Consider the following 24677-nt stretch of genomic DNA (forward strand, 5'->3'; position numbering starts at 1 on the left):
AGCGACCGCGTGCGCGCCGGGCGACGAGCCCGGCGGGACGATCAGGGGAAGGGCCACCCGTTCGGGACGCACGGGAGCGAGTCGCCGCTCTGCTGGACCATGACGTCGGCGAGGGCGGACCGGCCAGAGCACTGCACGTGCCCGTACCCGAGGACGTGGCCGACCTCGTGGTTGACCAGGTACTCGCGGTACGCGACCCGGTCGTCACCGTAGATGCCCGAGCCCTCGGTCCACCGCATCGAGTTGAGCACGGCGTGCCGCTCGACGCCGCACGACCACAGGCCCTCGGTGTCCAGCGGTGCGCACAGGTCGTCGACGAGGTCAGGGCTGGCGAGCGAGACGCTGAACGTCGCGTCGGCCGATGCCGTCCGGGCGAACGTCTGGGAGCCGTCACCGCCCCAGCTGCGTGGGTCGTTCAGCGTCGCGAGGACGAGGGTGGCGAACTTCTCGGCGTCGATCTCGAGCCCGTTCTCCACCTGGATGCGGACCGTCTTCACGTCGCCGGTCCCGGGTGCCGGGACCTCGCCCGGGACGACGAAGAACGTTCCGTCGCCCTCGTGCGCGGGCGCCGCGGAGAGGATGCCCGCGAGGAAGTCCGGCTCGCTCACCCCGGCCGGGATCGGGTCTGCCGCCGCGAGAGCCGCGGACTGCGCGGCCGCCTCGGCAGCGGCTGCGGCGTCCGCAGCCGCCTGCGCAGCAGCGAGCTCCGCGGCGGTGGGTTCGGCGATCACGGGTGCTTCGACGACGGGAGCCTCGGTCGAGGGGACGTCGTTGGTCAGTGCATCACGTGTGCTGCCGCGGCTCGCCGCGCTCTCGGTCGGCACCTTGACGATCGCCGCCGGCACGTCCTCGGCGAGCGGCTCGCCGGCACGGCCCTGGATGAGGGCGGCGAGCCCTGAGAGGCCGGTCTCGGACGCGGCGGCCCCGGTTCCTGCGCCGGCGAGGATCCCGAGGAGGGTGAGCGTGACGACGGGACGGGTCCGCAGCCCGCTGCGGCGCACGGAGGAGCTCCTCGTGCTCGACGACGTCGTCCGCCCGGACGACCTGGACGACCGCGCGGCCGCCTCGCGCCTCGCGCGCCGGGACTCCTCTGCCGCAGGTGCACCTGGAGCGGTCCTGTCTGCGGGGGTCTTCGGCAGGCGCGTCACCCGTCCATGGTGCCAGAAATTCGTGGCGTTCCCCTAGGCTGGTGCCGTGACCCGGCCCACTGCGCGTGATCCCTCCCGGCGGGTGAAGCCGCGGATGCCCCGTGTGGAGCGGCAGGCGCAGCTTCTGGCGATCGCGCAGGACCTCTTTGCTGCACAGGGCTTTCACCACATCTCCATGGATGACATCGCCGAACGAGCCCAGGTCTCGAAGCCCATCCTCTACCGCCACTTCCCCTCGAAGCTCGACCTCTACCTCGCCGTCATCGACGACCGCGGGCAAGCTCTCGTCGACGCGGTGAGCGACGCGCTCGTCCCGGTCCGTGAGCCTCCGCTCGACCCGGGCGCGGTCGTCGACGGCTACGACGTCGTCCGTGCCGTCGTCCGGGCGTACGTCGAGTTCGCCGAGGGTTCGGGGGTCGCCGCATCCTTGCTGTTCGAGTCGGACGTCACCAGGGACGTCATCGTCCGCAACCGGGTCGAGGAGCCCAACCGGCGCAACGCCGAGCTCTTCGCCCAGGTCCTCATCGACATCACCGACCTCACACCGTCCCAGGCGCTCACCGTGGCGCGGACGTCCACCGCGATGGCTCGGGTCGCGGCGTCCCACGCCCTGCCGAACGACTCGGGTGACGGCACCGACACCGCCGAGCCGTCCACGGCGGAGGCGGCAGATCTCATCGCACAGTTCGCTTGGCGCGGAATCCACGGGATGTTGCGACGTGACGGCGCGAACGACGGCTCGACCTCGGCCTAGGATCAGACGAGCCCGGCTGAGCAGTCAGCTCTCGCACCAACGGAAAGTGGGACCCTGTGGAAATCACGATCGGCGTTCAGAACCTGGCACGTGAGCTCACCGTCGAGTCCGACGCGACGGCGGAAGAGATCACCAAGGCCGTCACGGACGCCCTGAGCGGAGGCCCGGTCCTCGAGCTGACCGACTCTCGGGGACGCAAGATCCTCGTCCCGTCCGCGACGATCGGCTACGTCGAGATCGGCACCGAGGAGCAGCGCAAGGTCGGCTTCGGCTCCATCTGAGTCGTCCGGAGCGTCGACGCACCACAGCAGCACCGCTCGCGGCCGCCCTCCCCGGGCCGGCCGCGAGCCGCACCCAGGCCGCTCAGGCAGCGAGACCGAGACGCCCCATCCGACGGGTGTGCTCAGCAGTGAGCTGAGAGAAGACCCACGCTTGGTCGGCCTCGGCGGCGTCCTGTCGTCTGCGCGCCCCTTCCACGACGAGCCGGCCGAGCGCCGGGTGGGAGCCGAGCAGGTGCTGGACCAGGCCGAGCGCCTCGCCCACGAGGCGCCGGCCCCAGAGCGCGAGACGTGAGGCGAGGACGGTGTCCGCGCCCGACGCCTCCCCGAGCACCGCGACCGAGAGCTCGGCGCTGCGGTTGTCGTCGAGGACCTCGACGACCACGGCCCGGGTCTGCTCGTCCAGCCCGTCGACGGCGATGCGGCAGAAGTCGTCCGCGACACCGTTGCCCACGTATCCCTTGAGCACGCCCTCCCACCAGGTCTGCGGCTCGGTGCGCGAGTCGTAGTCGTCGAACGTGCCCGTGAACTGGAGCATCTCGGCGTCGGCGTCGCCGCCGAGCTCGGTGATCCGGCGCAGGATGCGTTCCTGCCGGTCGAGCGCGGCGCCGGCGAGCCGGACGAGATGGAGGTGCTGCGTGGGCGTCGGCGCTCCCGCGGCGACGGCCGCGAGCCGGGTGAAGGTCGCCAGCTCGGTGAAGGCGATGAGGCCGAGCAGCTGGAGCACGTCGGTCGCGCCGGCGTCCTGGGTCGTCAGAGTCTCGGGACCAGGGACGGGCTGGTCTCCCGCGCCGTCGCGGGTCGTCTCGGCGGGCGTCGTGCTCACGTCGTTCATCCCTCCAGAATAGGCCGGACGCTGACGGACGGATGCCCGAGGTCCCCGGCGCGGACCACGCCGGGTGGAGGGCGTCACCGCCACGCGGTGACGCCCTTCACACGCCCGAAGCCCACCGTCCGATAGACTGACCCCGTACATCGGTTGCCCGGTCGTCTCGACCATGGTCGGACTGCACGCTCGCCAGAGCGCGTCAGCCCCGACACCGCATACTCACGATCGGCTGCCGGCCACAGGCGAGCATGCCCGTCCTGCGCCCGGATCGTCGTGATCATCTCTCACGCCAGAGCCTCGCAGCGACGTGTGGCGCCGCCCAGACACACATGAGGCAACGTGACCAGCACTTCCAGCAGCATCCAGGTTGCTGACGCGACCTTCAGCGACTTCGGCGTCCGCCCCGAGATCGTCGAGGCGTTGGCCGACGCGGGGATCACCGCCCCGTTCCCCATCCAGGCCATGACGCTCCCCGTGGCGATGGCCGGCCACGACATCATCGGCCAGGCGAAGACCGGGACGGGCAAGACGCTCGGTTTCGGCATCCCGCTCCTGCACCGCGTCGTCGCACCGGGCGAGCCGGGCTTCGAGGAGCTGCCCGCTCCCGGCAAGCCGCAGGCTCTCGTCATCGTCCCGACGCGCGAGCTCGCGGTCCAGGTCGCCAAGGACCTCACCGCAGCCTCGGCCAAGCGGTCCGTCCGCGTCATCCAGCTCTATGGCGGCCGGGCGTACGAGCCCCAGGTCACCGCCCTCGCGCAGGGCGTCGAGGTCGTCGTCGGGACCCCCGGGCGGATGATCGACCTGCTCAACCAGGGCCACCTCAACCTCACCCGTGCCCAGTGCGTCGTGCTGGACGAGGCGGACGAGATGCTCGACCTCGGGTTCCTGCCCGACGTGGAGAAGCTCCTCGCCCGCACGCCGGCGGTCCGTCACACGATGCTCTTCTCGGCGACGATGCCCGGCGCGATCGTCACCATGGCGCGCAAGTACATGAAGCAGCCGACCCACATCCGTGCGAACGACCCGGACGACGGCGGGCAGACGGTCAAGAACATCAAGCAGGTCGTCTACCGGGCCCACGCTCTCGACAAGGTCGAGGTGCTCGCGCGCCTCCTCCAGTCGAACGGGCGCGGCCTGTCGATCGTGTTCGCACGCACCAAGCGCACTGCGGCAAAGGTCGCGGACGACCTCACGGAGCGCGGCTTCGCGGCCGGCGCCATCCATGGCGACCTCGGCCAGGGAGCGCGCGAGCAGGCGCTGCGCGCCTTCCGTAACGGCAAGGTCGACGTCCTCGTCGCCACCGACGTCGCGGCCCGCGGCATCGACGTCGACGACGTGACGCATGTCGTGAACTACCAGTGCCCCGAGGACGAGAAGACGTACCTCCACCGCACCGGTCGCACCGGTCGCGCCGGGAACAAGGGCACGGCCGTCACATTCGTCGACTGGGACGACATGCCCCGGTGGTCGCTCATCAACAAGGCGCTCGACCTCGGCATCCCCGAGCCCGTCGAGACGTACTCGACGTCGCCGCACCTCTACACCGACCTCGACATCCCCGAGGGCACCAAGGGGCGCCTGCCCAAGTCCGCGCAGACGCGTGCGGGCCTCGGGGCCGAGACGCTCGAAGATCTCGGCGAGACGGGCAAGCGTGGCGGCAAGCCGGCGCGCGACAGCGGTCCGCGAGACAGCGGCGGCTCGCGTGATGGCGGCTCGCGCAGCAGCGGTCCAGGCGGTGCACGCTCCGCTCCGCGCGACGGCGAGCGTCGTCCCCGGACGCGTGGCGGCGAGCGCTCGACGCAGGGTGCCACGGGCGACGCCCGCACGGCGCCTCCCGCCGACGACGCCACGACGACGAGCACCGCCGGCCCCGCCTCGAACACGGCACCTAGCGTGAAGGCGGAGAACGGCGAGTCCACCAGGCCGCGCCGCAACCGCAACCGTCGCCGCACGCGCAGCAGCAGCACCGAGGGTGCCCAGGGCTCAGAGGGCGGGCAGTCCGTGACGACGCCCAGCACCGACGCCTCCTGACACCACCTCACGCAGAACGGCAGCACGACCGATGCCGCTCGCTCCTCCTCCCGCAGTCGCGGTGAGAGGGGCGGGCGGCATCCGTCGTCGTGGCCGCTGCAGTGCGGCACCCCGGGGCAGCGCCCGCCCTGGACGCCACCCGAGAGGTGCAGCTAGGCGGCCTGGACGAACGCGGTGACGGCGTCGGCGATGAGCTGGACGGCGATCGCCGCGAGGAGCAGACCGGCGATGCGCGCGACGAGGAGCGTCCCGCTCTCGCCCAGGACCTTGTGGACGATGTTCGCGAACCGCATCGCGGCCCAGAGGCACACGCAGACGAGCGTGAACGCGAGCGCGATAGACAGCCAGTCGCGCGCCGACCCGTCCGAGCGCTGGACGAAGAGCATCGACGCGACGATCGCACCCGGTCCAGCGAGCAGCGGTGTCCCGAGCGGGACCATGGCGACGTTCACGCCCTTCGCACCCGGCTGCGGTTCCTCCATCTTCCCGGTGAGCAGCTCCATCGCGATGAGCAGGAGCAGCAGGCCGCCCGACGCCTGGAGCGCGGGGAGAGAGATGTGCATATAGCTGAGCAGCTGCTGGCCGAAGAGTGCAAAGCTGACGATCACACCGGCCGCGACGAAGATCGCGGTCCGCGCAGCGTGGGACCGCTGCTTGTGGGTCATGGCCCCGGTGAGCCCGAGGAAGATCGGTACCGTCCCGGGCGGGTCCATGATGACGAACAGCGTGATGAAGACCTCGGTGAAGAGCCGCAGGTGGATGATGTCGCTCACGGTCGGACCACCGCGATGCTGCCGAGCTCCTCGATCGCGTCGAGGACGTCGGGGCTCGTGGTGTTCTCACCGAGCACGTTCGGCTTGCCCGCACCGTGGTAGTCGCTCGACCCGGTGACGAGCAGCCCGAGAGACACCGCGATCTCGCTCAGCCGCTTCTGCTGGGCAGGGCTGTTGTCCCGGTGCCGGACCTCGAGACCGACGAGGCCCGCCTCGGCCATCTCCTCGATGACCGCGTCGGGGACAACGCGCCCGCGCACGTCGGCGCCCGGGTGCGCGAACACCGCGACACCACCAGCGGCACGCACCGCACGGATCGCGTCGATGACGTCCGGCGCGTAGTGCGGCACGTAGTACTGCGTGCCGGGGCGCAGCATCGTCGCGAAGGCCGCGGAACGGTCCGTCGCATACCCCGCCGTGACCAGGGCGTCGGCGATGTGCGGGCGGCCGATCGTCGTACCCGGCTCGGTGTGGTTCATGACGTCGTCCCACGAGAGCGCGTAGTCACGACCGAGCCGGTCGACCATCGTGCGGGCACGCTCGGTGCGGGCGGCGCGGACGCGCTCGTTCTGCTCGCGGAGCGCGAGGTGCTCGGGGTCGTGGAGATAGCTGAGGAGGTGGACGCTCACGCCGTCGGCCCGCGCGGAGATCTCCGCGCCGCGGACGAGCGCGATCCCGATGCGCCGCGCAGCCTCCTCGGCGGACGCCCAGCCTGCCGTCGTGTCGTGGTCGGTGAGGCCGACCACGGTCAGCCCTGCCAGGGCGGCCTGCTCCACGAGGACCGACGGGCTCTCCGTCCCGTCCGACGCCGTGGAATGGGTATGGAGGTCGATGAGGGGGTCCTTGAGCACAGGGACACTGTACTTTCAGCGCACCCGTCCGAACTCACGCCACGGCCCTGCGGCGGCCACCGAGATCCCGGAGCGACCAGCCGGACAGACCCGCGCACGGTCGAGGTGGGAAGATGGTCCCATGAGCTCGGACACCACCCCACAGGATGCCACCCCCACCTCTCCGGAAGGCCAGCCGCTCGACGACCGCGGGAGCAACCGCTCGCAGCGCCCCGTCTCGAAGGCCTTCCGTTCGTTCATCACGAGCGCCTGGGAGCCACGGACGGAGATCACGACGGAGCCGTCCGCCGCCGCAGCGTTCACGCCGGCCCGGCGTGACGCCCTCTCGGCGACGTTCCCCGGCGACCGTCTGGTCATCCCGGCCGGTTCGCTGAAGCAGCGCTCGAACGACACCGACTACCGCTTCCGACCGCACACGGCGTTCGCGCACCTCACCGGGTTCGGCACGGACCAGGAGCCGGACGCAGTCCTCGTGCTGCACCCGGTCACGGGCGAGGACGGCCTGACGCCGGGAGGCCACGAGGCCGTCCTCTACGTGCGACCGCTCGCCCCGCGCGACACAGAGGAGTTCTACGCGGACTCGCGCTACGGCGAGTTCTGGGTCGGCGCGCGCCCGTCCCTCGACGACGTGGCCCGGCTGACCGGCATCCGTGCTGCGCACATCGACGACCTTCCCGACGCGATCGCGAAGGACGCCGGCCCGGGCGGCGTCCGCCTGCGCGTCGTGCCCGGCGCCGACCAGAGCACCGAGATCCTCGTCGAGTCCTTGCGGGCGATCGCAGGCGCCGAGGAGACCACCGACGAGGCCGAGGCGACGGACGTCGACGCGGAGCTCGCCGAGGCGCTCTCCGAGCTCCGGCTCATCAAGGACGAGCACGAGGTCGGACAGATGCGCGAGGCCGTGGCTCGCACGGTCGAGGGCTTCGCCGAGGTCGTCCGCGCACTGCCGCGTGCGACGACGCACCGCCGCGGCGAGCGTGTCATCGAGACGACGTTCGACGCGCACGCCCGGCTCGAGGGGAACACGGTCGGCTACGAGACCATCGCGGCGGCGGGCGACCACGCGACGACGCTGCACTGGATCCGCAACGACGGCGTCGTGCGCAGCGGCGACCTCGTCCTGCTCGACGCGGGTGTCGAGGTGGAGTCGCTGTACACGGCCGACGTGACCCGCACCCTGCCGGTCGACGGCACGTTCACGGACGTCCAGCGACGCGTCTACACGGCGGTCCTCGACGCCGCGGACGCCGCCTTCGCCGTCGCCCGGCCCGGCGCGAAGTTCTCCGACGTCCACGCGGCGGCGATGGAGGTCATCGCCGCGCGGCTCGCGAGCTGGGGCATCCTCCCGAGCACCGCCGAGGAGTCGTTGCTCCCGGAGGGACAGTTCCACCGCCGGTGGATGGTGCACGGCACCAGCCACCACCTCGGCATGGACGTCCACGACTGCGCCCAGGCGCGACGCGAGATGTACCTCGACGCTCGGCTCGAGCCCGGGATGGTCTTCACCATCGAGCCCGGTCTCTACTTCAAGAGCGACGACCTCGCCGTCCCGGAGGAGTACCGCGGGATCGGCATCCGCATCGAGGACGACGTCCTCATCACCGCGACCGGGAACGAGAACCTCTCTGCGGCGCTCCCTCGACGGCCCGAGGACGTCGAGGGCTGGATGGCGTCGCTGCGGGGCTGAGCGCCCGGGAGTGCGCGGGGCGTCCTAGCGGGCGTCCTGCGCGCTGCTGTCGTTCGACTGCGTCCCGGCCGGCTTCGGCGGCAGACCGTCCGGGGTGCGGACGCCGTAGCGGGGCTCGGGGAGCGGTCGCGACGGCTCGGGAGCGGCCGGCGGAGAGGCGGGGACCGCGGAGGACTGCGCCCCGGCTCCGGCGCTCGGCACCGCTGCGGCAGGGGGCCACGCCTGGCCCGCGCCGAGCCCTGACGCGTGGTGGTCCTCGAGGATGCGGGACGCCTCGCCGGCCCGCTCGTGGTCGCACAGCAGGGCGTACGAGGACGCGACGATCTGGCTCGCCGACGTGAAGTCGCGCTTGCCGCGCGTCATCGTGAAGGACAGGACCGAGAAGAGCAGACCGAAGCCTGCACCGATGCCGATGGCCGCGAAGATCGGGAGCGCGGTCGTCTCACCGCCGAAGAGCGACAGCACGAGCCCGACGAACAGGCCGAACCACGCCCCGGAGGCGAGGCCAGCAGCCGCGACGCGCGAGTAGGTCAGCCGGCCGGTCACCCGCTCGACCATCTTGAGGTCCGTGCCGACGATCGTCACGTGCTGGACGGGGAAACCCTTGTCCGACAGCAGCTCGACGCCCTTCTGTGCGTCGAGGTACGTGAAGAACGCAGCGATCTGGTCGCCCCGTGGGAGGGTCGGCAGCTTGGGCGGGGTGGTGCTCCTGGACATGCTCATGGTCCATCTTCCCGCACAGCCCACCCGGACGCCACGGGCAGCATAGGCTTACGGTCGTGAGCAGCGTCGGAACCCAGGTCTTTGTCGCGCGTCTCGCCGGAACACTGGTCTTCGATCCCATCGGCGACCAGGTCGGCCGAGTGCGCGACGTCGTCGTCCTCATCCGTCCCAAGGGTGCCCCCCGGGCGGTCGGCCTCGTCGTCGAGGTGCCCGGCCGCCGGCGGGTGTTCCTCCCGCTGACCCGCGTCACGAGCATCGACGCAGGCCAGGTCATCAGCACGGGTCTCCTCAACATGCGGCGGTTCGAGCAGCGTCTCATGGAGACCCTCGCCGTCGGAGAGCTCCTCGACCGGACCGTCGAGCTCGTCGACGGGTCAGGGACCGCGACGATCGAAGACCTCGCGATCGAGCAGCAGCGGACCGGCGACTGGTTGGTCAAGCGGCTCTTCGTCCGTCGTGCACCCACGGGCAAGAGCGCCCTCGGCCTGCGCCGTCGCGGACACACGCTCGTCGTCGACGTCGAGGCCGTCACGGGGCTCGCCGACAGCTCGAGCGCGCAGGGTGCTGCGCTCCTCCTCGCGGCCTACGACGACCTCAAGCCCGCGGCGCTCGCCGACGTGCTCCACGAGCTGGGGACGACGCGTCGCGTCGAGGTCGCCACCGCGCTGGACAACGAGCGTCTCGCCGACGTGCTCGAGGAGCTCGGAGGCGACGACCAGGTCTCCATCCTCTCGTCCCTCGGCAACGACCGAGCAGCCGACGTCCTCGAGGCGATGCAGCCCGACGACGCGGCAGACCTCCTCCACGAGCTCTCGGACGACCAGGCCGCCCAGCTGCTCGAGCTCATGGAGCCGGACGAGGCCCGCGGGGTGCGCCGGCTCCTCGGGTACGCCGAGAACACCGCCGGCGGGATGATGACGACGGAACCGGTCGTCCTGTCGCCGGAGACACCGATCGCCGCGGCGATGGCGCACGTGCGGCGCGCGGACCTCTCCCCGGCGCTCGCCTCCATGGTCTTCGTCGTACGTCCCCCGCTCGAGACCCCGACGGGGCGCTTCCTCGGGGTCGTCCACTTCCAGAAGATGCTGCGCGAGCCTCCGCACGAGCCGCTCGGTGCCGTCATGGACTCCGACATCGAGCACGTCACGACCGACGCGCCCCTGGGCCGCGTCGCCCGGCTCCTGGCCGCCTACAACCTGCTCGCCCTGCCCGTGCTCGACTCGGAGCGTCGGCTCCTCGGCGCGGTGAGCGTCGACGATGCCCTCGACCACATGCTCCCCGAGGACTGGCGCGAGACGGACGACTCCGAGCACGCGAGCGTGAGCGACGCCCCGGCTGCGAGCGCGGGGTCGAGCGAGCACGCAAGCGCCCCCACTCCCCCACGATCGATGCGAGCGGGTGGTCGCCGTGGTTGAGCGCCTCGACACACCGAAGGAGTCGCGGCGCGGGCTCCTCATCCCGCAGATCAAGTTCAAGCAGGATGCCTTCGGACGGATCGCGGAGGGCATCGCACGGTTCATGGGGACGCCTCGCTTCCTCATGTACATGACGGTGTTCTGCATCGCGTGGCTCCTGTGGAACACGATCGCCGCACCGGAGCTCCGCTTCGACAAGGCGGCCAACGGCTTCACCGCGCTGACCCTCATGCTCTCGCTCCAGGCGTCGTACTCGGCGCCGCTCATCCTCCTGGCCCAGAACCGTCAGACGGACCGCGACCGGGTCACGGCGGAGCAGGACCGTCAGCTCGGCGAGCGCAACCTCGCCGACACCGAGTACCTCGCCCGGGAGATGGCGGCGCTGCGGATCGCCCTCAACGAGGTCGCGACCCGCGACTTCGTGCGGTCGGAGATGCGCAACCTCCTCGAGGAGCTCGATGCGAAGCACTCCGAGCGCGATGTGGAGAAGGACTCCCGAGCGAACGTGACCGAGCCGTCCGTCGGCCGGGACGAACCGCACACCTGACGCCGTGGCGCGCTGCGTACGATGGGCGCATGCCTGATTCACCGTCTGCACCGGCCACTGCACACCTCGACGCTCTCGAGGTGGCCGTCCGTGAGGCGTTGACACGGGTGATCGACCCGGAGATCCGTCGCCCGGTCACCGAGCTGGGGATGGTGCGGTCCGTCGAGCTCCAGGCGACCGCGAGCGGCGCACGGGCGGTCGTCGGGATCGATCTCACCGTCGCGGGCTGTCCGATGAAGGGGACGCTCACGCGGGACGTGACCCTCGCCGGTCTCTCGGTCGACGGTGTCGAGGACGTCGTGGTCGAGCTCGGCGTGATGAGCGCCGAGCAGCGCGCCGGCCTGCGGTCGATGCTCCGGGGAGGTGCCGGGGACCCGCAGATCCCGTTCGCCAAGCCTGGTTCCCTCACGAAGGTGTACGCGATCGCCTCGGGCAAGGGCGGCGTCGGGAAGTCGACCGTCACGGCGAACCTCGCTGCGGCGATGGCCGCGGACGGCCTCAAGGTCGGGGTGCTCGACGCAGACATCTACGGCTTCTCCATCCCTCGGCTCCTCGGCGTGACGCACCAGCCGACCCGCGTCGACAGCATGCTCCTGCCACCGATCGCGCACGACATCAAGGTCGTGTCCATCGGGATGTTCGTCCCCGTGGGCCAGCCCGTCGTGTGGCGTGGCCCGATGCTGCACCGCGCCCTCGAGCAGTTCCTCTCCGACGTCTTCTGGGGCGACCTCGACGTGCTCCTGCTCGACCTGCCGCCCGGCACGGGGGACATCGCGATCTCGGTGGCCCAGCTCCTCCCGTCAAGCGAGATCGTCGTCGTCACGACGCCGCAGGTCGCCGCCGCCGAGGTGGCAGAGCGCGCCGGGTCGGTCGCGACGCAGACGAACCAGGGACTCGCCGGGGTCATCGAGAACATGTCGTGGCTCGAGCAGCCGGACGGGTCACGCCTCGAGGTCTTCGGTGCGGGCGGCGGGCAGCGGGTCGCGGAGAACCTCAGCTCGCTCACCGGGACGAGCGTCGACCTCCTCGGGCAGATCCCGCTCGACGTGGCGCTGCGCGAGTCAGGCGACGTCGGGCTGCCGATCGTCCTGTCTGCGCCGGACTCGCCGGGTGCCGTCGCGCTGCGCGGCATCGCCCGGTCGCTCGCCTCGCGCTCCCGCGGGCTGGCGGGCCGTTCGCTCGGGCTGTCGCCCGTCTGACCTGCGACGGGACGTTGTCATCCTCAGGTAGGGGATGGCGGGCGTCGACGCGTCGGATCTCCTCCTCTGGGTGGATACCCGCCCGCTGACGACGCCACTAGGGTTGCTTCGTCACGCGAAGCGTGGTATTCCCCTTTTCAACTACCTGGCGTGCACGCTTGCCCGCACGAGGAGTCCTCCCATGGTCCGTTCCCCCGCGCTCCGCTCCCTCTCCGTCCTCAGCGTGGCCACGCTGCTGCTGCTCACGGGCTGCTCCGACGACAGCGGGGACCCCGCCGAGGGGGCGAGCGGGAGCCCCCTCGAGGAGTACATGGGCACGCTGTTCGAGATGGACCCCGCCGCCATGGCCGCCGACCAGGTCGAGATGGAGAACCTCATCGCGACGTGCATGAGCGAGAAGGGCTTCGAGTACATCCCCATCGAGGTCTCGGAGGACGACTACGACTGGGCGTCCGAGGACGAGATCGTCGACCGGGAGACCGCCGAGTGGGTCGCGAAGAACGGCTACGGCATGTCGGCGACGGAAGAGGAGCCCGTCGACGAGCCTGAGGAGTCTGACGAGGACCCCAACGCGGACTACATCGCGTCGCTGTCCGAAGGCGCTCAGGCCGCGTACAACGAGGCCCTCTACGGCCCCGACGTGTGGTCCGAGATGACCGAGGAAGAAGCGATGGAGTACGAGTACCGCTGGGAGGACGCCGGCTGCCAGGGCGCCGCGTCCCACGAGGTCGACATGACGGGTGACCTCTTCAGCGACCCGGCGCACGCCGAGCTCATGGACGCGATGAACGCCCTCTGGGAGAAGCAGATGGACGACCCGCGGGTCGTCGAGCTCAACACGAAGTGGGCCGACTGCATGGCGGACGCCGGCTACACGGACTTCGCCACGCCCGACGACGCCCAGACGAGCGTCATGGAGGCGCAGAACGCGCTGTGGGAGAACATGGACGTCGTCGAGGAGTCGCCCGAGTCGTGGAACGGCCCGAGCGACGAAGCGCTCGCCGAGGTCCGCGAGGTCGAGATCGCGACCGCGACCGCCGACTTCGCGTGCAAGGAAGAGATCAGCTACTCCGACGAGCTGACGACAGTCCAGCACGAGCTCGAGAAGCAGTTCGTCACCGACCACAAGGCACAGCTCGACGCGTTCATCGCCGCGGTCGAGAGCAGCGAGTCCGAGTGATGCGCCGCGTCTCCTTCCGACGGAGAGCGGCGACGGCCACGCCCGCCTCCGACGTCGAGCCCTCGACCGGCGCCACGCCCGGCGGCTCCGCGCTCCAGGGGCACCGCGTCATCTGGCTCGTCGCCGTGGTCGCCGTGCTCGCGCTCACCTCCGGCATCGTCCTCAGCAGGTTCGTCCTCGACCCGGCCGAGGCCGACGCCCTCGCCAAGCCGCCCGCCGCGGGGCTCATCACGATCCCCGTCGAGAGCCGGGTCGTGTCGAACGCGGTGACGACCCGGGCCGACGTCCTGTACGACGAGGCCGACGAGGTGCGGATCGAGACGAGCGAGCTCAGCGGGGCTGCTGTCGTCACCGGTGCCGTGCCCGAGGTCGGAGCCACGCTCGAGCCCGCCTCGATCCTCCTCGAGATCGCGGGGCGTCCAGTCATCACGCTGCCTGGCGCGCTCCCCGCATACAGGACGCTGCGCGTCGGCGTCGCCGGACCGGACGTCGTCCAGCTCAAGCAGGCGCTCTCGGCGCTCGGGATCGACCCGGGCACCGAGGAGTCGGACCTCTACGACGCCGACACGGCCGCAGCGGTGGACAGGCTCTACGTCGCGGTCGGGTACCCGTCCCCGAGCCCTGACGAGGCCGCAGAGGAAGCGGTCGCCGCGGCACGCGATGCCGTCCAGAGCGCCAAGGACATGCTCGCGAGCGCCCAGGCCGCCCTCACCGCGGCCGCGACCGGCGCGGAGCAGGTCGACATCATCGCCGCTCAGAACGCGGTCAACGACGCGGAGCGGACGCTCGCCGCGGTCCCGGCAGGAGAAGACCCGGCGCCGGCGCAGGAGGCGCTGACGCTCGCCGTCGCCCAGCGGGACGCGACGCTCGCCACCCCGAGCACCACTGCCGAGACGACCGCCCGGAACAGCGCGAGCCAGTCGGTCAAGGACGCGCAGGCAGACCTCGCCGAGGCTCTCGAGGACACGCTCACCCACCTGCCGGCGAGCGAGGTCGCCTACTTCTCGTCGCTCCCTCGCCGCGTCGACTCGGTGGCGATCGAGCGCGCCGACACCGTCACCGCGACGACGGCGATCATGAGCGTCTCCAGCGCCAACCTCGTGGTCCAGGGCTCCGTCGCACCGTCGGAGGCCGAGCTGCTCGCCGTCGGTCTCGTCGGCACGTTCGAGCTCCCCGACGGCACCGAGGGACGTGCGACCATCTCCGAGATCACCGCCGCGTCCGCGAGCGCCGACGGAGACGCTGCCGAGGGCGAGAGCTCCACCGGGACCGGAGCGACCTCCGACCGTCTCACGGTGACGTTCGTCCCGGACGCCCTCACCCCGGAGCAGGCGACCGCGCTGCAGGGGACGAACGTGCGGATCACCATCCCCGTGAGCTCGACGGGCGACGCCGTCCTCGCGGTCCCCGCAGCGGCCCTCACCGCCGGTCCTGGCGGAGAGTCCCGCGTCGAGAGGCAGACGCCCTCCGGCTCGACCGAGATCATCACGGTCGAGACCGGCCTCGTCGCCGGCGACGGGTACGTCGAGATCGTCTCGTCCGCCGAGCCCCTCGCGGCGGACGACCTCGTCGTGGTCGGCCGGTGACGGCCACGGGCGACGTCGCGACGGAGGCGATCGCGGCGGTCGTGCCGACGAGGACCCCGGTCGTCGAGCTCGTCGACCTGACACGGTCCTTCCCCGGGGTGCAGGCGCTGCGTGGCGCGAACCTCCGCGTCGACCCGGGAGACTACCTCTCGATCATCGGGCCGTCCGGCTCCGGGAAGTCGACGCTCCTGCACATCCTCGGGCTCCTCGACCGCCCGACGACCGGCGAGTACCGGCTCGACGGCATGCCGACCGGGACGGCGTCCGAGTCTCGGCGCGCGGCGCTGCGGGGTGGGCGCATCGGCTTCGTCTTCCAGTCGTTCCACCTGCTGCCCCACCGGACCGTCCTCGACAACGTCCTCCTCGCGACCTTGTACAGCGGTGTCCCGCGTGCGGAGCGCGAGGACCGAGCGCGGCGCGCTCTCGCACGCGTGCACCTCGACCACCGGGTCCAGTTCACGCCCGCGACGCTCTCGGGCGGCGAGCGACAGCGGGTCGCCATCGCGCGGGCGGTCGTCGCGAGCCCCAAGCTGCTGCTCGCGGACGAACCGACCGGAAACCTCGACACGAAGAGCTCGGCCGGGATCATGGACCTCTTCGACGAGCTCCATGACGACGGCCTCACCCTCGTCGTCATCACGCACGACCTCGCCGTCTCCGCCCGCGCCGGACGCCGGGTGCGCATCGCCGACGGAGAGCTGGAGGAGCTCGGATGACCGCGCAGACCGAGGACACTCCCACCCGGCTCCGGGGCGTACTCCGCCGCGTCGCGCGGGGGCCCGTCCGCTCTCCGCGCTCGGTACCGCCCAGCGGCGAGACACGTGTCCACCTCTCGGACCGTTGTGACCGCTTCTCCGCCCGGGACCTCTTCTCCGAGGCGGCGCACGGGATCGGCGCACGACCGGGACGGCTCCTCCTCACCATCCTCGGTACCGTGCTCGGCATCGGCTCCGTCGTCGTGACCGTGGGACTGGCACAGACGGCCGCCGGTCAGATCAGCGCCCAGTTTGACGCCGTCGCCGCGACCCAGGTCGTCATCGAGGCCGAGTCGTCGCCGACGATGTCAGGCAAGTCCAGGGCCACCCGGACGGTGCCGCTCGACGCGCCGGAGCGTGTGCTGCGTCTCAACGGTGTCGAGGCCGCCGGCCTCGTCGCGTCGGTCGACACCGGCGGGCTCGCCGTGACCGCGGTCCCCGTCAACGACCCGTCCGCCGCCCGGACCAGCACCACACCCGTCGTCGCCTCCTCCGGAGGCCTGCTCGACGCGGTCCGCGGGCGCGTGGTCACCGGTCGGTATCTCGACGACGGCCACAGCGACCGTGAAGACCGTGTGGTCGTCCTCGGGGAGCGCGCTGCCGACAAGCTGGGCATCAACCGTCTCGAGAGCCAGCCGAGCATCTTCCTCGGCGACACCAACTACACCGTCATCGGGATCGTCTCCGGCGTGCAGCGCCGCAGCGACCTCCTCGACTCGGTCATCCTCCCGATGGGCACGGCGCTCGCCGACTTCGGCACGACGACGAGCGAGGAGCTCCAGATCAGGATCACGACCGGCGCAGGTCCGCTCGTGGCGGAGCAGGCTCCGATCGCACTCGACCCGGACAACCCGGACTCCTTCTCCGTCGCCGCCCCGCCGAGACCGTCCGATCTGCGGCAGGACGTCCAGGCCGACATCAATGCGATCTTCCTCGCCCTCGGAGCCGTCGCCCTCCTCGTCGGAGGGCTCGGGATCGCCAACGTGACGCTCCTCTCCGTCATGGAGCGGCGTGGGGAGATCGGCTTGCGCCGTGCGCTCGGCGCAACACGGCGGGACATCGCCGGTCAGTTCGTCGTCGAGTCCGTCGTCATCGGCCTCCTCGGCGGTCTCATCGGAGCGGCCATCGGCGTGTTCGTCGTGGTCGGCGTGTCCATCGCGAAGGAGTGGACCGCGATCCTCGACGTCCGCATGGCTCTCGGGGCAGCGCTCATGGGCGGGGTGATCGGACTCGTCGCAGGCCTGTACCCGGCGATGAAGGCCGCGGCGATCGAACCGATCTCCGCACTGCGGGGCGGCCCCTGACGGGAGGAGGCGCTGCGGTCGGGCTCCGCCCGTGGTAGGACCGAGGGATGTGGTTCGACTCGTGGTCCGACATCCTTCGCGTCCTCGCCGTCGGCACGGCGGCTTACGTCACGCTGGTGGTCCTCCTGCGGGTCTCGGGGAAGAGGACCCTCGCCAAGCTCAACGCGTTCGACCTCGTGGTCACGGTGGCACTGGGCTCGACGCTGGCGACGATCCTCCTCAGCGCGGACGTCTCGTGGGCCGAGGGCGCCGTCGCCCTGGCTCTCCTCGCCGCGCTCCAGATCGCCGTCTCATGGTCGTCGGCGCATCTCCCGCGAGGTCGCTCGGTCGTCACGGCACGTCCGACGACGGTGCTGCGCGACGGTCAGGTGATCCACGACGTGCTACGGGCGGAGCGGCTGACCGAGGCCGACCTCCGACAGGCGGTCCGCTCCTCCGGGAACGGAGGGCTCGACCAGATCGCTGCAGTGGTCCTCGAGAGCGACGGCACTCTGAGCGTCGTGCCGAGATCCTCGCTGGGGGACGGCTCCGCGCTCGGCTAGAGGTCGTAGTCGACGAGGAGCGGCGCGTGGTCGCTCCACCGCTCGGCGTGCGACGGGGCGCGGTCCACGCGCGCGTTGGACGCGACGTCGGCGATGGCCGGAGATCCGAGCTGGTAGTCGATCCGCCACCCGGAGTCGTTGTCGAACGCCTGCCCGCGGTTCGACCACCACGTGTACGGGCCGGGGCCCGGACCGGCGAGGCTCCGTCCGAGGTCGACCCAGCCAAGGTCGAACCACGTGTCGAGGTAGGCGCGCTCCTCCGGCAGGAACCCGGCGGCCTTGAGGTTGCCCTTCCAGTTCTTGATGTCGTCGTTGGTGTGCGCGATGTTGAGGTCGCCGGCGACGACCACGTGGCCGCCCGCGGCGGACATCTCGCGCAGCCGGTCGGTCACCTTGACGAGGTAGGCGTACTTCTCGTCCATCTTCGGCGTCCCGGCCGTGCCCGAGTGGATGTAGGCCGAGACGACCGTGACCAGCTCGCCGGACGCGAGCCGGATGTCGGCCTCGACCCACCGGCCGGTGTCGACCGGGACCTCGGGCTCACCGTTCCCGAGACCGATCCGCACGGCCTCGAACGAGAGTGTCGTCGCGACGGCGACGCCAGCACGCCCCTTGATGTCGCAGGCCTGGTGGACGCTGTTCCAGCCTGCCCCGAGGAGGCCCTCGAGGATCTCGTCCGTGGCGCGGACCTCCTGCAGGAGGAGGATCTCGGGCTTGCGGTCGGCGAGCCACTCCCCCATGCCGTGGCGGTAGGCGGCGCGGACTCCGTTGACGTTCACTGAGGCGATGGTGAGCATGTGCCCATCCAACCGCATCCCACCGACACCCGGACCCCGCGCCCGCCCCCGCCGTGCGTGACGCGCACCACGCTCACCTCGCCGCTGCGACGAGACTCAGCCGGCGTCCGCCGCCAGCCGCTCGGCCGTGTCGACGACGTTCGCGAGGAGCATCGCCCGGGTCATCGGTCCGACCCCGCCCGGGTTCGGCGAGACCCACCCGGCGACCTCGACGGCGGCCGGGTCGACGTCACCCACCACCCGTGACTTGCCCGTCTCCGGGTCCGTCGTGCGGCTCACACCGACGTCGATGACGACCGCGCCGGGCGCGACGTCCTGCGCCCGGACGATCCCGGGGACGCCCGCCGCCGCGACGATCACGTCGGCCGAGCGCAGGAGCGTCGGGAGGTCGCGCGTCCCCGTGTGCGTGAGCGTGACGGTCGCGTTGACCGCCTTGCGCGTGAGAAGCAGGCCGATCGACCGGCCTACTGTGGTCCCCCGTCCCACGACCACGACATGCTTCCCGGCGAGGGAGATGCCGTTGCGCTCGATGAGGTCGATGATCCCCGCGGGCGTGCACGGCAAGGACGACGTGACCGGCTCGCTCGTGCGCAGCACGAGGCGGCCGAGGTTGGTCGGGTGCAGACCGTCGGCGTCCTTCTCCGGGTCGACGAGCTCGAGCACCCTGTTCGTGTCGATCCCGGCGGGCAGGGGCAGCTGCACGATATAGCCGGTGCAGGCCGGGTCGTCATTGAGGCGCCGGACCGCTGCCTCGATCTCGTCCTGCGTCGCCTCGGCGGGCAGGTCCTCGCGGATGGACTCGATCCCCACCTCGGCGCAGTCGCGGTGCTTGCCCGCGACGTACCAGGTGGATCCCGGGTCGGAGCCGACGAGCAGGGTCCCGAGACCGGGGACGATCCCCCGGTCTCGGAGCGCGCCCACCCGTGCGGTCAGCTCCGACTTGATCTGGGCGGCCGCAGCCTTCCCGTCAAGAATCTGTGCAGTCACAAGCGTTCTCTCCTCCTCGCGGAAACCGCGTGCGGCACCCGTCCGCCGCGCCGCCGGGTGTCGGCGGCGCGGCTGCGGCGAGCCGTGCGGGTCCGGTCGCTCGTCAGTACTGGTGCAGCGCCGGGTACAGCGGGAAGTCGCCCGTGAGCTTGTCCACGCGCGCCTTGAGGGCGTCGACGTCGGCCGCCTGACCGTCCTTGAGGGCGGTGGCGATGATGTCGGCGACCTCGGTGAACTCGGCGTCGCCGAAACCGCGCGACGCGAGCGCCGGCGTCCCGATCCGCAGACCGGACGTGACGCGCGGGGGGCGCGGGTCGAACGGGACCGCGTTGCGGTTCACGGTGATGCCGACCGCGTGGAGGAGGTCCTCCGCCTGCTGACCGTCGAGGACGGAGGCACGCAGGTCGACGAGCACGAGGTGGACGTCGGTACCACCGGTGAGGACCGAGACGCCGGCTGCGGTGACGTCCGGTGCGACGAGGCGCTCGGCGATGATCTTCGCCCCGCTCAGCACGCGCTGCTGGCGCTCGGTGAACTCCTCGGAGCCGGCGATCTTGAAGGAGACGGCCTTCGCGGCGATGACGTGCATGAGCGGACCACCCTGCTGGCCCGGGAACACGGCGGAGTCGATCTTCTTCGCGTACGCCTCGCGCGAGAGGATGAAGCCGGAGCGCGGACCACCGAGGGTCTTGTGGACGGTCGACGACACGACGTCGGCGTGCGGGACCGGGCTGGGGTGCAGGTCCGCGGCCACGAGACCGGCGAAGTGCGCCATGTCGACCCAGAGCTTCGCGCCGACCTCGTCGGCGATCGAGCGGAAGGCCGTGAAGTCGAGGTGACGCGGGTATGCGGACCAGCCGCCGATGATGACGTCCGGGCGCGTGGAGAGCGCGGTCTCGCGCACCTTGTCCATGTCGACGAGGTTGGTGTCGGGGTCGACGCCGTAGGCGGAGACCTCGTAGAGCTTGCCGGAGAAGTTGATCTTCATCCCGTGCGTGAGGTGACCGCCGTGCGCGAGCTCGAGCCCGAGGATCTTGTCGCCCTTGTTGATGAGCGCGTGCAGCACGGCGGCGTTGGCCGTGGCACCGGAGTGCGGCTGGACGTTGGCGTGCTCTGCACCGAAGAGGGCCTTGGCACGGGTGATCGCGAGCGTCTCGGCGACGTCCACCTGCTCGCACCCACCGTAGTAGCGGCGTCCCGGGTATCCCTCGGCGTACTTGTTCGTCAGGACGGAGCCCTGGGCCTCGAGGACGGCGCGCGGCACGAAGTTCTCCGACGCGATCATCTCGAGGGTGTCGCGCTGACGATCGAGCTCACCGTCGAGGACGGCGGCGATCTCCGGGTCGACCTCGGCGAGGCCCTTGTTCATCACGGTCGTGTCTGTCTGGGCAGTCATGCTTCTCCTTGCAGCGTGAGGCGGCAGGCGGATCCCGTCGTGGGACCTGCTCAGTCGGGCATCTGCTGTGCGGGTGGCGCCCGGTCCTGCTCGTCCGGGCACCACACACACGTGTGCGGTGACCCGGGGCCCAGGCGAACGACCCGAAGTCTGAAGAATGCGTCGCTCCCCGGTGGTGGTCCACCAAGCCCTCACGTCCGCTCTCGCAGGACGCTGCAGGTTGCGCCAGTCACGACGAGGAAAACTCTACTGCACCCGGGCGCGCGCTGACCAAGCGCGTCTCACGCCGTCAGGGGGCCCGCAGGGCTAGTCTTCTCTTTGTGAACGCAAAGCAAGCGACACCGGGGTCGCAGTCTTCGCTTCGCGAATCCAACCGGGCCCGCATCGTCGAGGCGATCAAGCACTACGGGGGGCTGACCCAGGTCGAGCTCGCCGGAGCGACCGGGCTCTCCGCCGCGACCGTGTCCAACATCGTCAAGGAGCTCGCCGTCGCGGGCATCGTCCACACCACCCCGAGCACCCGCAGCGGCCGCCGGGCTCAGCACGTCACGCTCGCCCGGACCCTCGGCCTCGTCGTCGGGGTCCAGTTCGCGCTCCGGCACATGCGCGTCGCGCTCGCCGACGCGAGCGGGACCATCATCACCGAGCACCAGCTCCCGCTCGGGAACGACCACCGGGCCGACGCAGGCCTCGACCGCGCGGCACTCCTCATCGCAGACATGCTCGAGTCCGTCGACGCGATGAGCACCGACGTCCTGGCGGTCACGATCGGGCTCCCCGCGCCCATCGACGTCCGCCGCGCGACGGTGAGCACCCCCGGAATCCTCCGCGGCTGGGACAACGTCCCCGTCGCCGAGGTCATGCGCAAGCGGGTCGGACGGCCCGTCTACGTCGAGAACGACTCCAACCTGGGCGCGCTCGGCGAGCTGCGCTATGGTGCGGCGCAGGGCTGCCAGCAGGCCGTCTACATCCGCGTGTCCCAGAGGATCGGTGCCGGCATCATCATCGACGGTCACGTCTACACAGGCGCACAGGGCACAGCCGGCGAGATCGGGCACATGACGATCGACGAGGACGGACCGATCTGCCGGTGCGGGAACCGCGGCTGCCTCGAGACCCAGGCGGGTGCGCACGTGCTCCTCGAGTCGTTGCGCGGCAGCCACGGGGTCCTGACCATGCGCGACATGATCAACCTCGCGCTCGAGGGCGACCTCGGGTGCCGCCGTGTCATCGCCGACGCCGGCCACCACATCGGCATCGCCGTCGCGAACCTCTGCAACCTCCTCAACCCCAGCCGGATCGTCGTCGGCGGAGACTTCGCCCGCGCAGGCGACCTCCTCCTCGACCCCTTGCGTGACACCGTGGAGCGCAGCGCGCTCGCCGGCGTCGCCGAGTCGATGGAGGTGGTCACCGGGACGCTCGGGGACGACGCCGAGATCCGTGGCGCGATCGCTCTCGCCATCGACAAGGCCGGCATCCACGCCGACGTGGGCGCCACCGCGCTGGAGGTTCCGACCTTCAGCTACGAGACGACGAAGGAGGACCGGTGACCGAGTCCCACGAGAACCCGGGTCCCGTGAAGCCGGGCACGCGGCCCGTCCTGTCGCTGCAGAAGATCTCGAAGCGCTTCGGCGCCGTCCACGCCCTCACCGACGTCGACCTCGACGTCCACGTCGGCGAGGTGGTCGCCATCGTCGGCGACAACGGCGCGGGGAAGTCCACGGTCGTCAAGGTCATGGCCGGGGTCCACCCGCAGGACGGCGGCACGATCGTCTTCGAGGGCCGCCCCGTCACCATCCCGTCGCCCGGCGCGTCGCAGGACCTCGGGATCGCGACCGTCTACCAGGACCTCGCCCTCTGCGACAACCTCGACATCGTCAGCAACCTGTTCCTCGGCCGCGAGGCCCTGCACGGACCGTTCCTCGCCGACGGCTACATGGAGCAGGAGGCGATCCGCCTGCTCCGGACGCTCTCGGCACGCCTGCCCTCGGTCCGCACGCCCGTCTCGCAGCTCTCCGGCGGCCAGCGCCAGGCGGTCGCCGTCGCGCGCTCGCTGCTCGGGAAGCCGAAGGTCGTCATCCTCGACGAGCCGACCGCCGCGCTCGGGGTGTCCCAGGCCGCTGAGGTCCTCAACCTCATCGGCAGGCTCCGCGACAGCGGGCACGCCGTGGTGCTCATCAGCCACAACATGGCCGACATCCAGGCCGTCTCCGACCGGATCGTCGTCCTGCGCCTGGGGCGCAACAACGGCACCTTCCACACGGCCGACGTGAGCTACGAGGAGATCATCGCGGCCATCACCGGCGCGACCGACCTCGCTCCTCGTCGCTCGTCCTAGCCGACGGCGCCTGAACGGTCGTCGGCTCGGCCCTCGTGGCTAGACGCCGGACCGTTCCTGCTCGACCGCGCCGGCCTCGGGCTCGTCCATCTCCTCGTCCGCACCCGCGTCGCCGAGGATCCTGCGGAGGTAGGCGTACGTGAGGTCGCCGGCGACCTGGTCGTGCTGGTGCTCGTACCCGGCCTTCTGGTACATCGCGAGGTTCTGCTTCGAGTCCCTCCCGGTGAAGACCCAGATCTCCTTGGTCTCCTCGGGCAGGTGCGGGAGCACGGCGAACATCATCTGGGTGCCGATGCCCTTGCCCTGGAGGTCGGGGGCGACGGCCAGGCGGCCGAGGGTCGCCTTGTCGTCCTCGATCTCGACGCGCACCGACCCGACGAGGCGCGTCCCGGCCCAGGCTCCCAGCGTCACGACGCCCTCGGCGACGAGGTCGGCGCGCAGCTCCTTGAGCGTCTGCGTCAGCGGCGGGATGTTCGGGTCACCGTAGACCTGGGCCTCGGTGACGAACGCCGCGCGCCGCAGCGTGAGGAGCTCACCGGCGGCGTCGTCGGTCACAAGTCCGATGGTGATGTCTAGGTCGCTCATGGATCTATCGTCGCAGACTTCGCCGCGCCACGGGCCGAGGTCCACGGGCGCGGCACTAACCTTGTGCGGTGACCACGCTCCCCCTCCCCGCGCCCTCGGACGCGCCCAGCCACTGGGTGCTCACCCTCTCCTGCCCCGACCGACCGGGCATCGTCCACGCCGTCGCCGGCCTGCTCGCCGAGCACGGGGGGAACATCACGGAGTCGCAGCAGTTCGGCGACCCGGACACGAACCTCTTCTTCATGCGGGTCCAGGTCGAGTCCGCGGCCTCCCGCGAGGAGCTCGCCGGCGCGCTCGAGGAGCTTGCCTCGACCTTCGCGATGTCGTGGACCCTCGACGTCGTCGGGCGCCCCGTCCGCACCCTCGTCATGGTGAGCAAGGCGGCGCACTGCCTCAACGACCTGCTGTTCCGCCAGCGCACCGAGGGCCTGCCGATCGACGTCGTCGCCGTCGCCGGGAACCACCGCGACCTCGAGGCGCTCACGGAGTTCTACGGCAAGGACTTCCACCACATCCCGGTCACGCGGGAGACCAAGGCCGAGGCCGAGGCCGCCCTCCTGGAGCTCGTCCGAGAGCTCGACGTCGAGCTCGTCGTCCTCGCGCGCTACATGCAGGTCCTCTCGGACGACCTGTGCCGGGAGCTCGAGGGCCAGGTCATCAACATCCACCACTCGTTCCTGCCCAGCTTCAAGGGAGCCAAGCCGTACCACCAGGCGCACGACCGCGGCGTCAAGCTCATCGGCGCCACCTCCCACTTCGTCACCGGAGACCTCGACGAGGGACCGATCATCGAGCAGGACGTCGAGCGCGTCGACCACACCCGCAAGGTCGAGGACCTCGTGGCCCTGGGTCAGGACGTCGAGCGCCGCGTGCTGTCCCGCGCCGTCCGGTGGCACGCCGAGCACCGAGTGGTGCTCAACGGCCACCGGACAGTCGTCTTCCGCTGACGGCTCGAGCCGTCCGGCACTGACG

25 protein-coding genes and 1 riboswitch are annotated in these 24677 nt (G+C 71.0%); of the genes, 16 read left to right on the plus strand and 9 right to left on the minus strand.

The annotated features are described in order from the left end of the window. Positions 1-41: 41 nt before the first annotated feature. Positions 42-1001 (minus strand): DUF3152 domain-containing protein, encoded by a 960-nt coding sequence (locus ABKW26_RS16010; protein WP_348594925.1) that lies wholly within the window; start codon positions 999-1001, stop codon positions 42-44. On the opposite strand from ABKW26_RS16010, the gene ABKW26_RS16015 reads away from it, so the two are divergent. Genes ABKW26_RS16015 through ABKW26_RS16025 form a run of 3 tightly spaced genes read left to right on the plus strand, consistent with a single transcriptional unit; the run spans position 964 to position 2183 of the window. Continuing rightward, the gene (locus tag ABKW26_RS16015) at positions 964-1185 is read left to right on the plus strand and encodes a hypothetical protein (RefSeq protein WP_348594927.1); all 222 of its coding nucleotides are present in this window, start codon (positions 964-966) and stop codon (positions 1183-1185) included. The two genes, ABKW26_RS16010 and ABKW26_RS16015, sit on opposite strands and share 38 nt — an antisense overlap. A 9-nt stretch (positions 1186-1194) precedes the next feature. Continuing rightward, positions 1195-1902, plus strand: coding sequence for a TetR/AcrR family transcriptional regulator (locus tag ABKW26_RS16020; RefSeq protein ID WP_348594929.1), 708 nt, complete (start codon positions 1195-1197; stop codon positions 1900-1902). Positions 1903-1958: 56 nt separating this feature from the next. Then, entirely contained in the window at positions 1959-2183 is a 225-nt protein-coding gene (locus ABKW26_RS16025) for a DUF3107 domain-containing protein (protein WP_348594931.1), read from the plus strand. Positions 2184-2265: 82 nt separating this feature from the next. On the opposite strand, the gene ABKW26_RS16030 is transcribed toward ABKW26_RS16025, so the two are convergent. After that, on the minus strand, positions 2266-3015 hold the full coding sequence (locus ABKW26_RS16030) for a ferritin-like fold-containing protein (protein ID WP_348594933.1): 750 nt from the start codon (positions 3013-3015) through the stop codon (positions 2266-2268). Between the two features lie 333 nt (positions 3016-3348). Here ABKW26_RS16030 and ABKW26_RS16035 point away from each other — a divergent pair, with 333 nt between their 5' ends. Beyond that, entirely contained in the window at positions 3349-5040 is a 1692-nt protein-coding gene (locus tag ABKW26_RS16035; protein ID WP_348594935.1) for a DEAD/DEAH box helicase, read from the plus strand. 152 nt (positions 5041-5192) lie between these two features. On the opposite strand, the gene ABKW26_RS16040 is transcribed toward ABKW26_RS16035, so the two are convergent. Continuing rightward, the gene (locus tag ABKW26_RS16040; RefSeq protein WP_348594937.1) at positions 5193-5813 is read right to left on the minus strand and encodes a MarC family protein; all 621 of its coding nucleotides are present in this window, start codon (positions 5811-5813) and stop codon (positions 5193-5195) included. Beyond that, positions 5810-6664: a PHP domain-containing protein gene (locus ABKW26_RS16045; protein WP_348594939.1), complete on the minus strand. Its 855-nt coding sequence runs from the start codon at positions 6662-6664 to the stop codon at positions 5810-5812. Before ABKW26_RS16045 ends, ABKW26_RS16040 begins: the two co-directional genes overlap by 4 nt. 121 nt (positions 6665-6785) lie before the next feature. Here ABKW26_RS16045 and ABKW26_RS16050 point away from each other — a divergent pair, with 121 nt between their 5' ends. Beyond that, entirely contained in the window at positions 6786-8351 is a 1566-nt protein-coding gene (locus tag ABKW26_RS16050; protein WP_348594941.1) for an aminopeptidase P family protein, read from the plus strand. 24 nt (positions 8352-8375) lie between these two features. Here the strand turns inward: ABKW26_RS16050 and ABKW26_RS16055 are convergent, their stop codons facing one another. Next, positions 8376-9074 carry a general stress protein gene (locus ABKW26_RS16055; protein ID WP_348594942.1) on the minus strand — a complete coding sequence of 233 codons (699 nt, stop codon included), beginning with the start codon at positions 9072-9074 and terminating at the stop codon, positions 8376-8378. Positions 9075-9130: 56 nt separating this feature from the next. Between ABKW26_RS16055 and ABKW26_RS16060 the strand changes: the two genes are divergently transcribed. From ABKW26_RS16060 to ABKW26_RS16095, 8 genes are all read left to right on the plus strand, one after another. Then, complete coding sequence (locus ABKW26_RS16060) at positions 9131-10489, plus strand: CBS domain-containing protein (RefSeq protein WP_348594943.1); 1359 nt, start codon at positions 9131-9133, stop codon at positions 10487-10489. Beyond that, on the plus strand, positions 10482-11036 hold the full coding sequence (locus tag ABKW26_RS16065; RefSeq protein WP_348594944.1) for a DUF1003 domain-containing protein: 555 nt from the start codon (positions 10482-10484) through the stop codon (positions 11034-11036). Before ABKW26_RS16060 ends, ABKW26_RS16065 begins: the two co-directional genes overlap by 8 nt. A 29-nt stretch (positions 11037-11065) precedes the next feature. After that, the gene (locus ABKW26_RS16070) at positions 11066-12235 is read left to right on the plus strand and encodes a P-loop NTPase (RefSeq protein ID WP_348594945.1); all 1170 of its coding nucleotides are present in this window, start codon (positions 11066-11068) and stop codon (positions 12233-12235) included. Positions 12236-12416: 181 nt separating this feature from the next. Continuing rightward, positions 12417-13415 (plus strand): hypothetical protein, encoded by a 999-nt coding sequence (locus ABKW26_RS16075; protein WP_348594947.1) that lies wholly within the window; start codon positions 12417-12419, stop codon positions 13413-13415. Continuing rightward, positions 13415-15001 (plus strand): hypothetical protein, encoded by a 1587-nt coding sequence (locus ABKW26_RS16080; protein ID WP_348594949.1) that lies wholly within the window; start codon positions 13415-13417, stop codon positions 14999-15001. The genes ABKW26_RS16075 and ABKW26_RS16080 overlap by 1 nt, the downstream gene beginning before the upstream one ends. Continuing rightward, a complete protein-coding gene (locus ABKW26_RS16085) occupies positions 14998-15717 on the plus strand; it encodes an ABC transporter ATP-binding protein (RefSeq protein ID WP_348594951.1) in 720 nt (239 codons plus the stop codon). Before ABKW26_RS16080 ends, ABKW26_RS16085 begins: the two co-directional genes overlap by 4 nt. Next, positions 15714-17060 (plus strand): ABC transporter permease, encoded by a 1347-nt coding sequence (locus tag ABKW26_RS16090; RefSeq protein ID WP_348594953.1) that lies wholly within the window; start codon positions 15714-15716, stop codon positions 17058-17060. Before ABKW26_RS16085 ends, ABKW26_RS16090 begins: the two co-directional genes overlap by 4 nt. A 47-nt stretch (positions 17061-17107) precedes the next feature. Beyond that, positions 17108-17602 (plus strand): YetF domain-containing protein, encoded by a 495-nt coding sequence (locus ABKW26_RS16095; RefSeq protein ID WP_348594955.1) that lies wholly within the window; start codon positions 17108-17110, stop codon positions 17600-17602. Here the strand turns inward: ABKW26_RS16095 and ABKW26_RS16100 are convergent. The 3 genes from ABKW26_RS16100 to glyA all read right to left on the minus strand — a co-directional run bounded on the left by ABKW26_RS16100 (position 17599) and on the right by glyA (position 20782). Then, the gene (locus tag ABKW26_RS16100) at positions 17599-18399 is read right to left on the minus strand and encodes an exodeoxyribonuclease III (protein ID WP_348594957.1); all 801 of its coding nucleotides are present in this window, start codon (positions 18397-18399) and stop codon (positions 17599-17601) included. The two genes, ABKW26_RS16095 and ABKW26_RS16100, sit on opposite strands and share 4 nt — an antisense overlap. A 96-nt stretch (positions 18400-18495) precedes the next feature. Beyond that, the gene (locus tag ABKW26_RS16105; protein ID WP_348594959.1) at positions 18496-19386 is read right to left on the minus strand and encodes a bifunctional methylenetetrahydrofolate dehydrogenase/methenyltetrahydrofolate cyclohydrolase; all 891 of its coding nucleotides are present in this window, start codon (positions 19384-19386) and stop codon (positions 18496-18498) included. A gap of 103 nt (positions 19387-19489) precedes the next feature. After that, a complete protein-coding gene (gene glyA / locus ABKW26_RS16110) occupies positions 19490-20782 on the minus strand; it encodes a serine hydroxymethyltransferase (protein WP_348594961.1) in 1293 nt (430 codons plus the stop codon). A 121-nt stretch (positions 20783-20903) separates the two neighbouring features. Continuing rightward, a riboswitch (ZMP/ZTP riboswitch) is annotated at positions 20904-21025 on the minus strand. Positions 21026-21102: 77 nt separating this feature from the next. On the opposite strand from glyA, the gene ABKW26_RS16115 reads away from it, so the two are divergent. Together ABKW26_RS16115 and ABKW26_RS16120 are read left to right on the plus strand one after the other, a co-directional pair. After that, positions 21103-22332, plus strand: a complete 1230-nt coding sequence (locus ABKW26_RS16115) for an ROK family transcriptional regulator (protein ID WP_348594963.1) — start codon at positions 21103-21105, stop codon at positions 22330-22332. Next, complete coding sequence (locus ABKW26_RS16120; protein ID WP_348594964.1) at positions 22329-23120, plus strand: ATP-binding cassette domain-containing protein; 792 nt, start codon at positions 22329-22331, stop codon at positions 23118-23120. The genes ABKW26_RS16115 and ABKW26_RS16120 overlap by 4 nt, the downstream gene beginning before the upstream one ends. A gap of 39 nt (positions 23121-23159) precedes the next feature. On the opposite strand, the gene ABKW26_RS16125 is transcribed toward ABKW26_RS16120, so the two are convergent. After that, positions 23160-23705 (minus strand): GNAT family N-acetyltransferase, encoded by a 546-nt coding sequence (locus tag ABKW26_RS16125; RefSeq protein WP_348594966.1) that lies wholly within the window; start codon positions 23703-23705, stop codon positions 23160-23162. A gap of 68 nt (positions 23706-23773) precedes the next feature. Between ABKW26_RS16125 and purU the strand changes: the two genes are divergently transcribed. Further along, positions 23774-24652, plus strand: a complete 879-nt coding sequence (gene purU / locus ABKW26_RS16130) for a formyltetrahydrofolate deformylase (RefSeq protein ID WP_348594967.1) — start codon at positions 23774-23776, stop codon at positions 24650-24652. The last annotated feature ends 25 nt before the right edge of the window (positions 24653-24677 follow it).

It is taken from the genome of Sanguibacter sp. 25GB23B1 (assembly GCF_040012415.1).
In the GTDB taxonomy this organism is placed as follows: Bacteria; Actinomycetota; Actinomycetes; order Actinomycetales; family Cellulomonadaceae; genus Sanguibacter.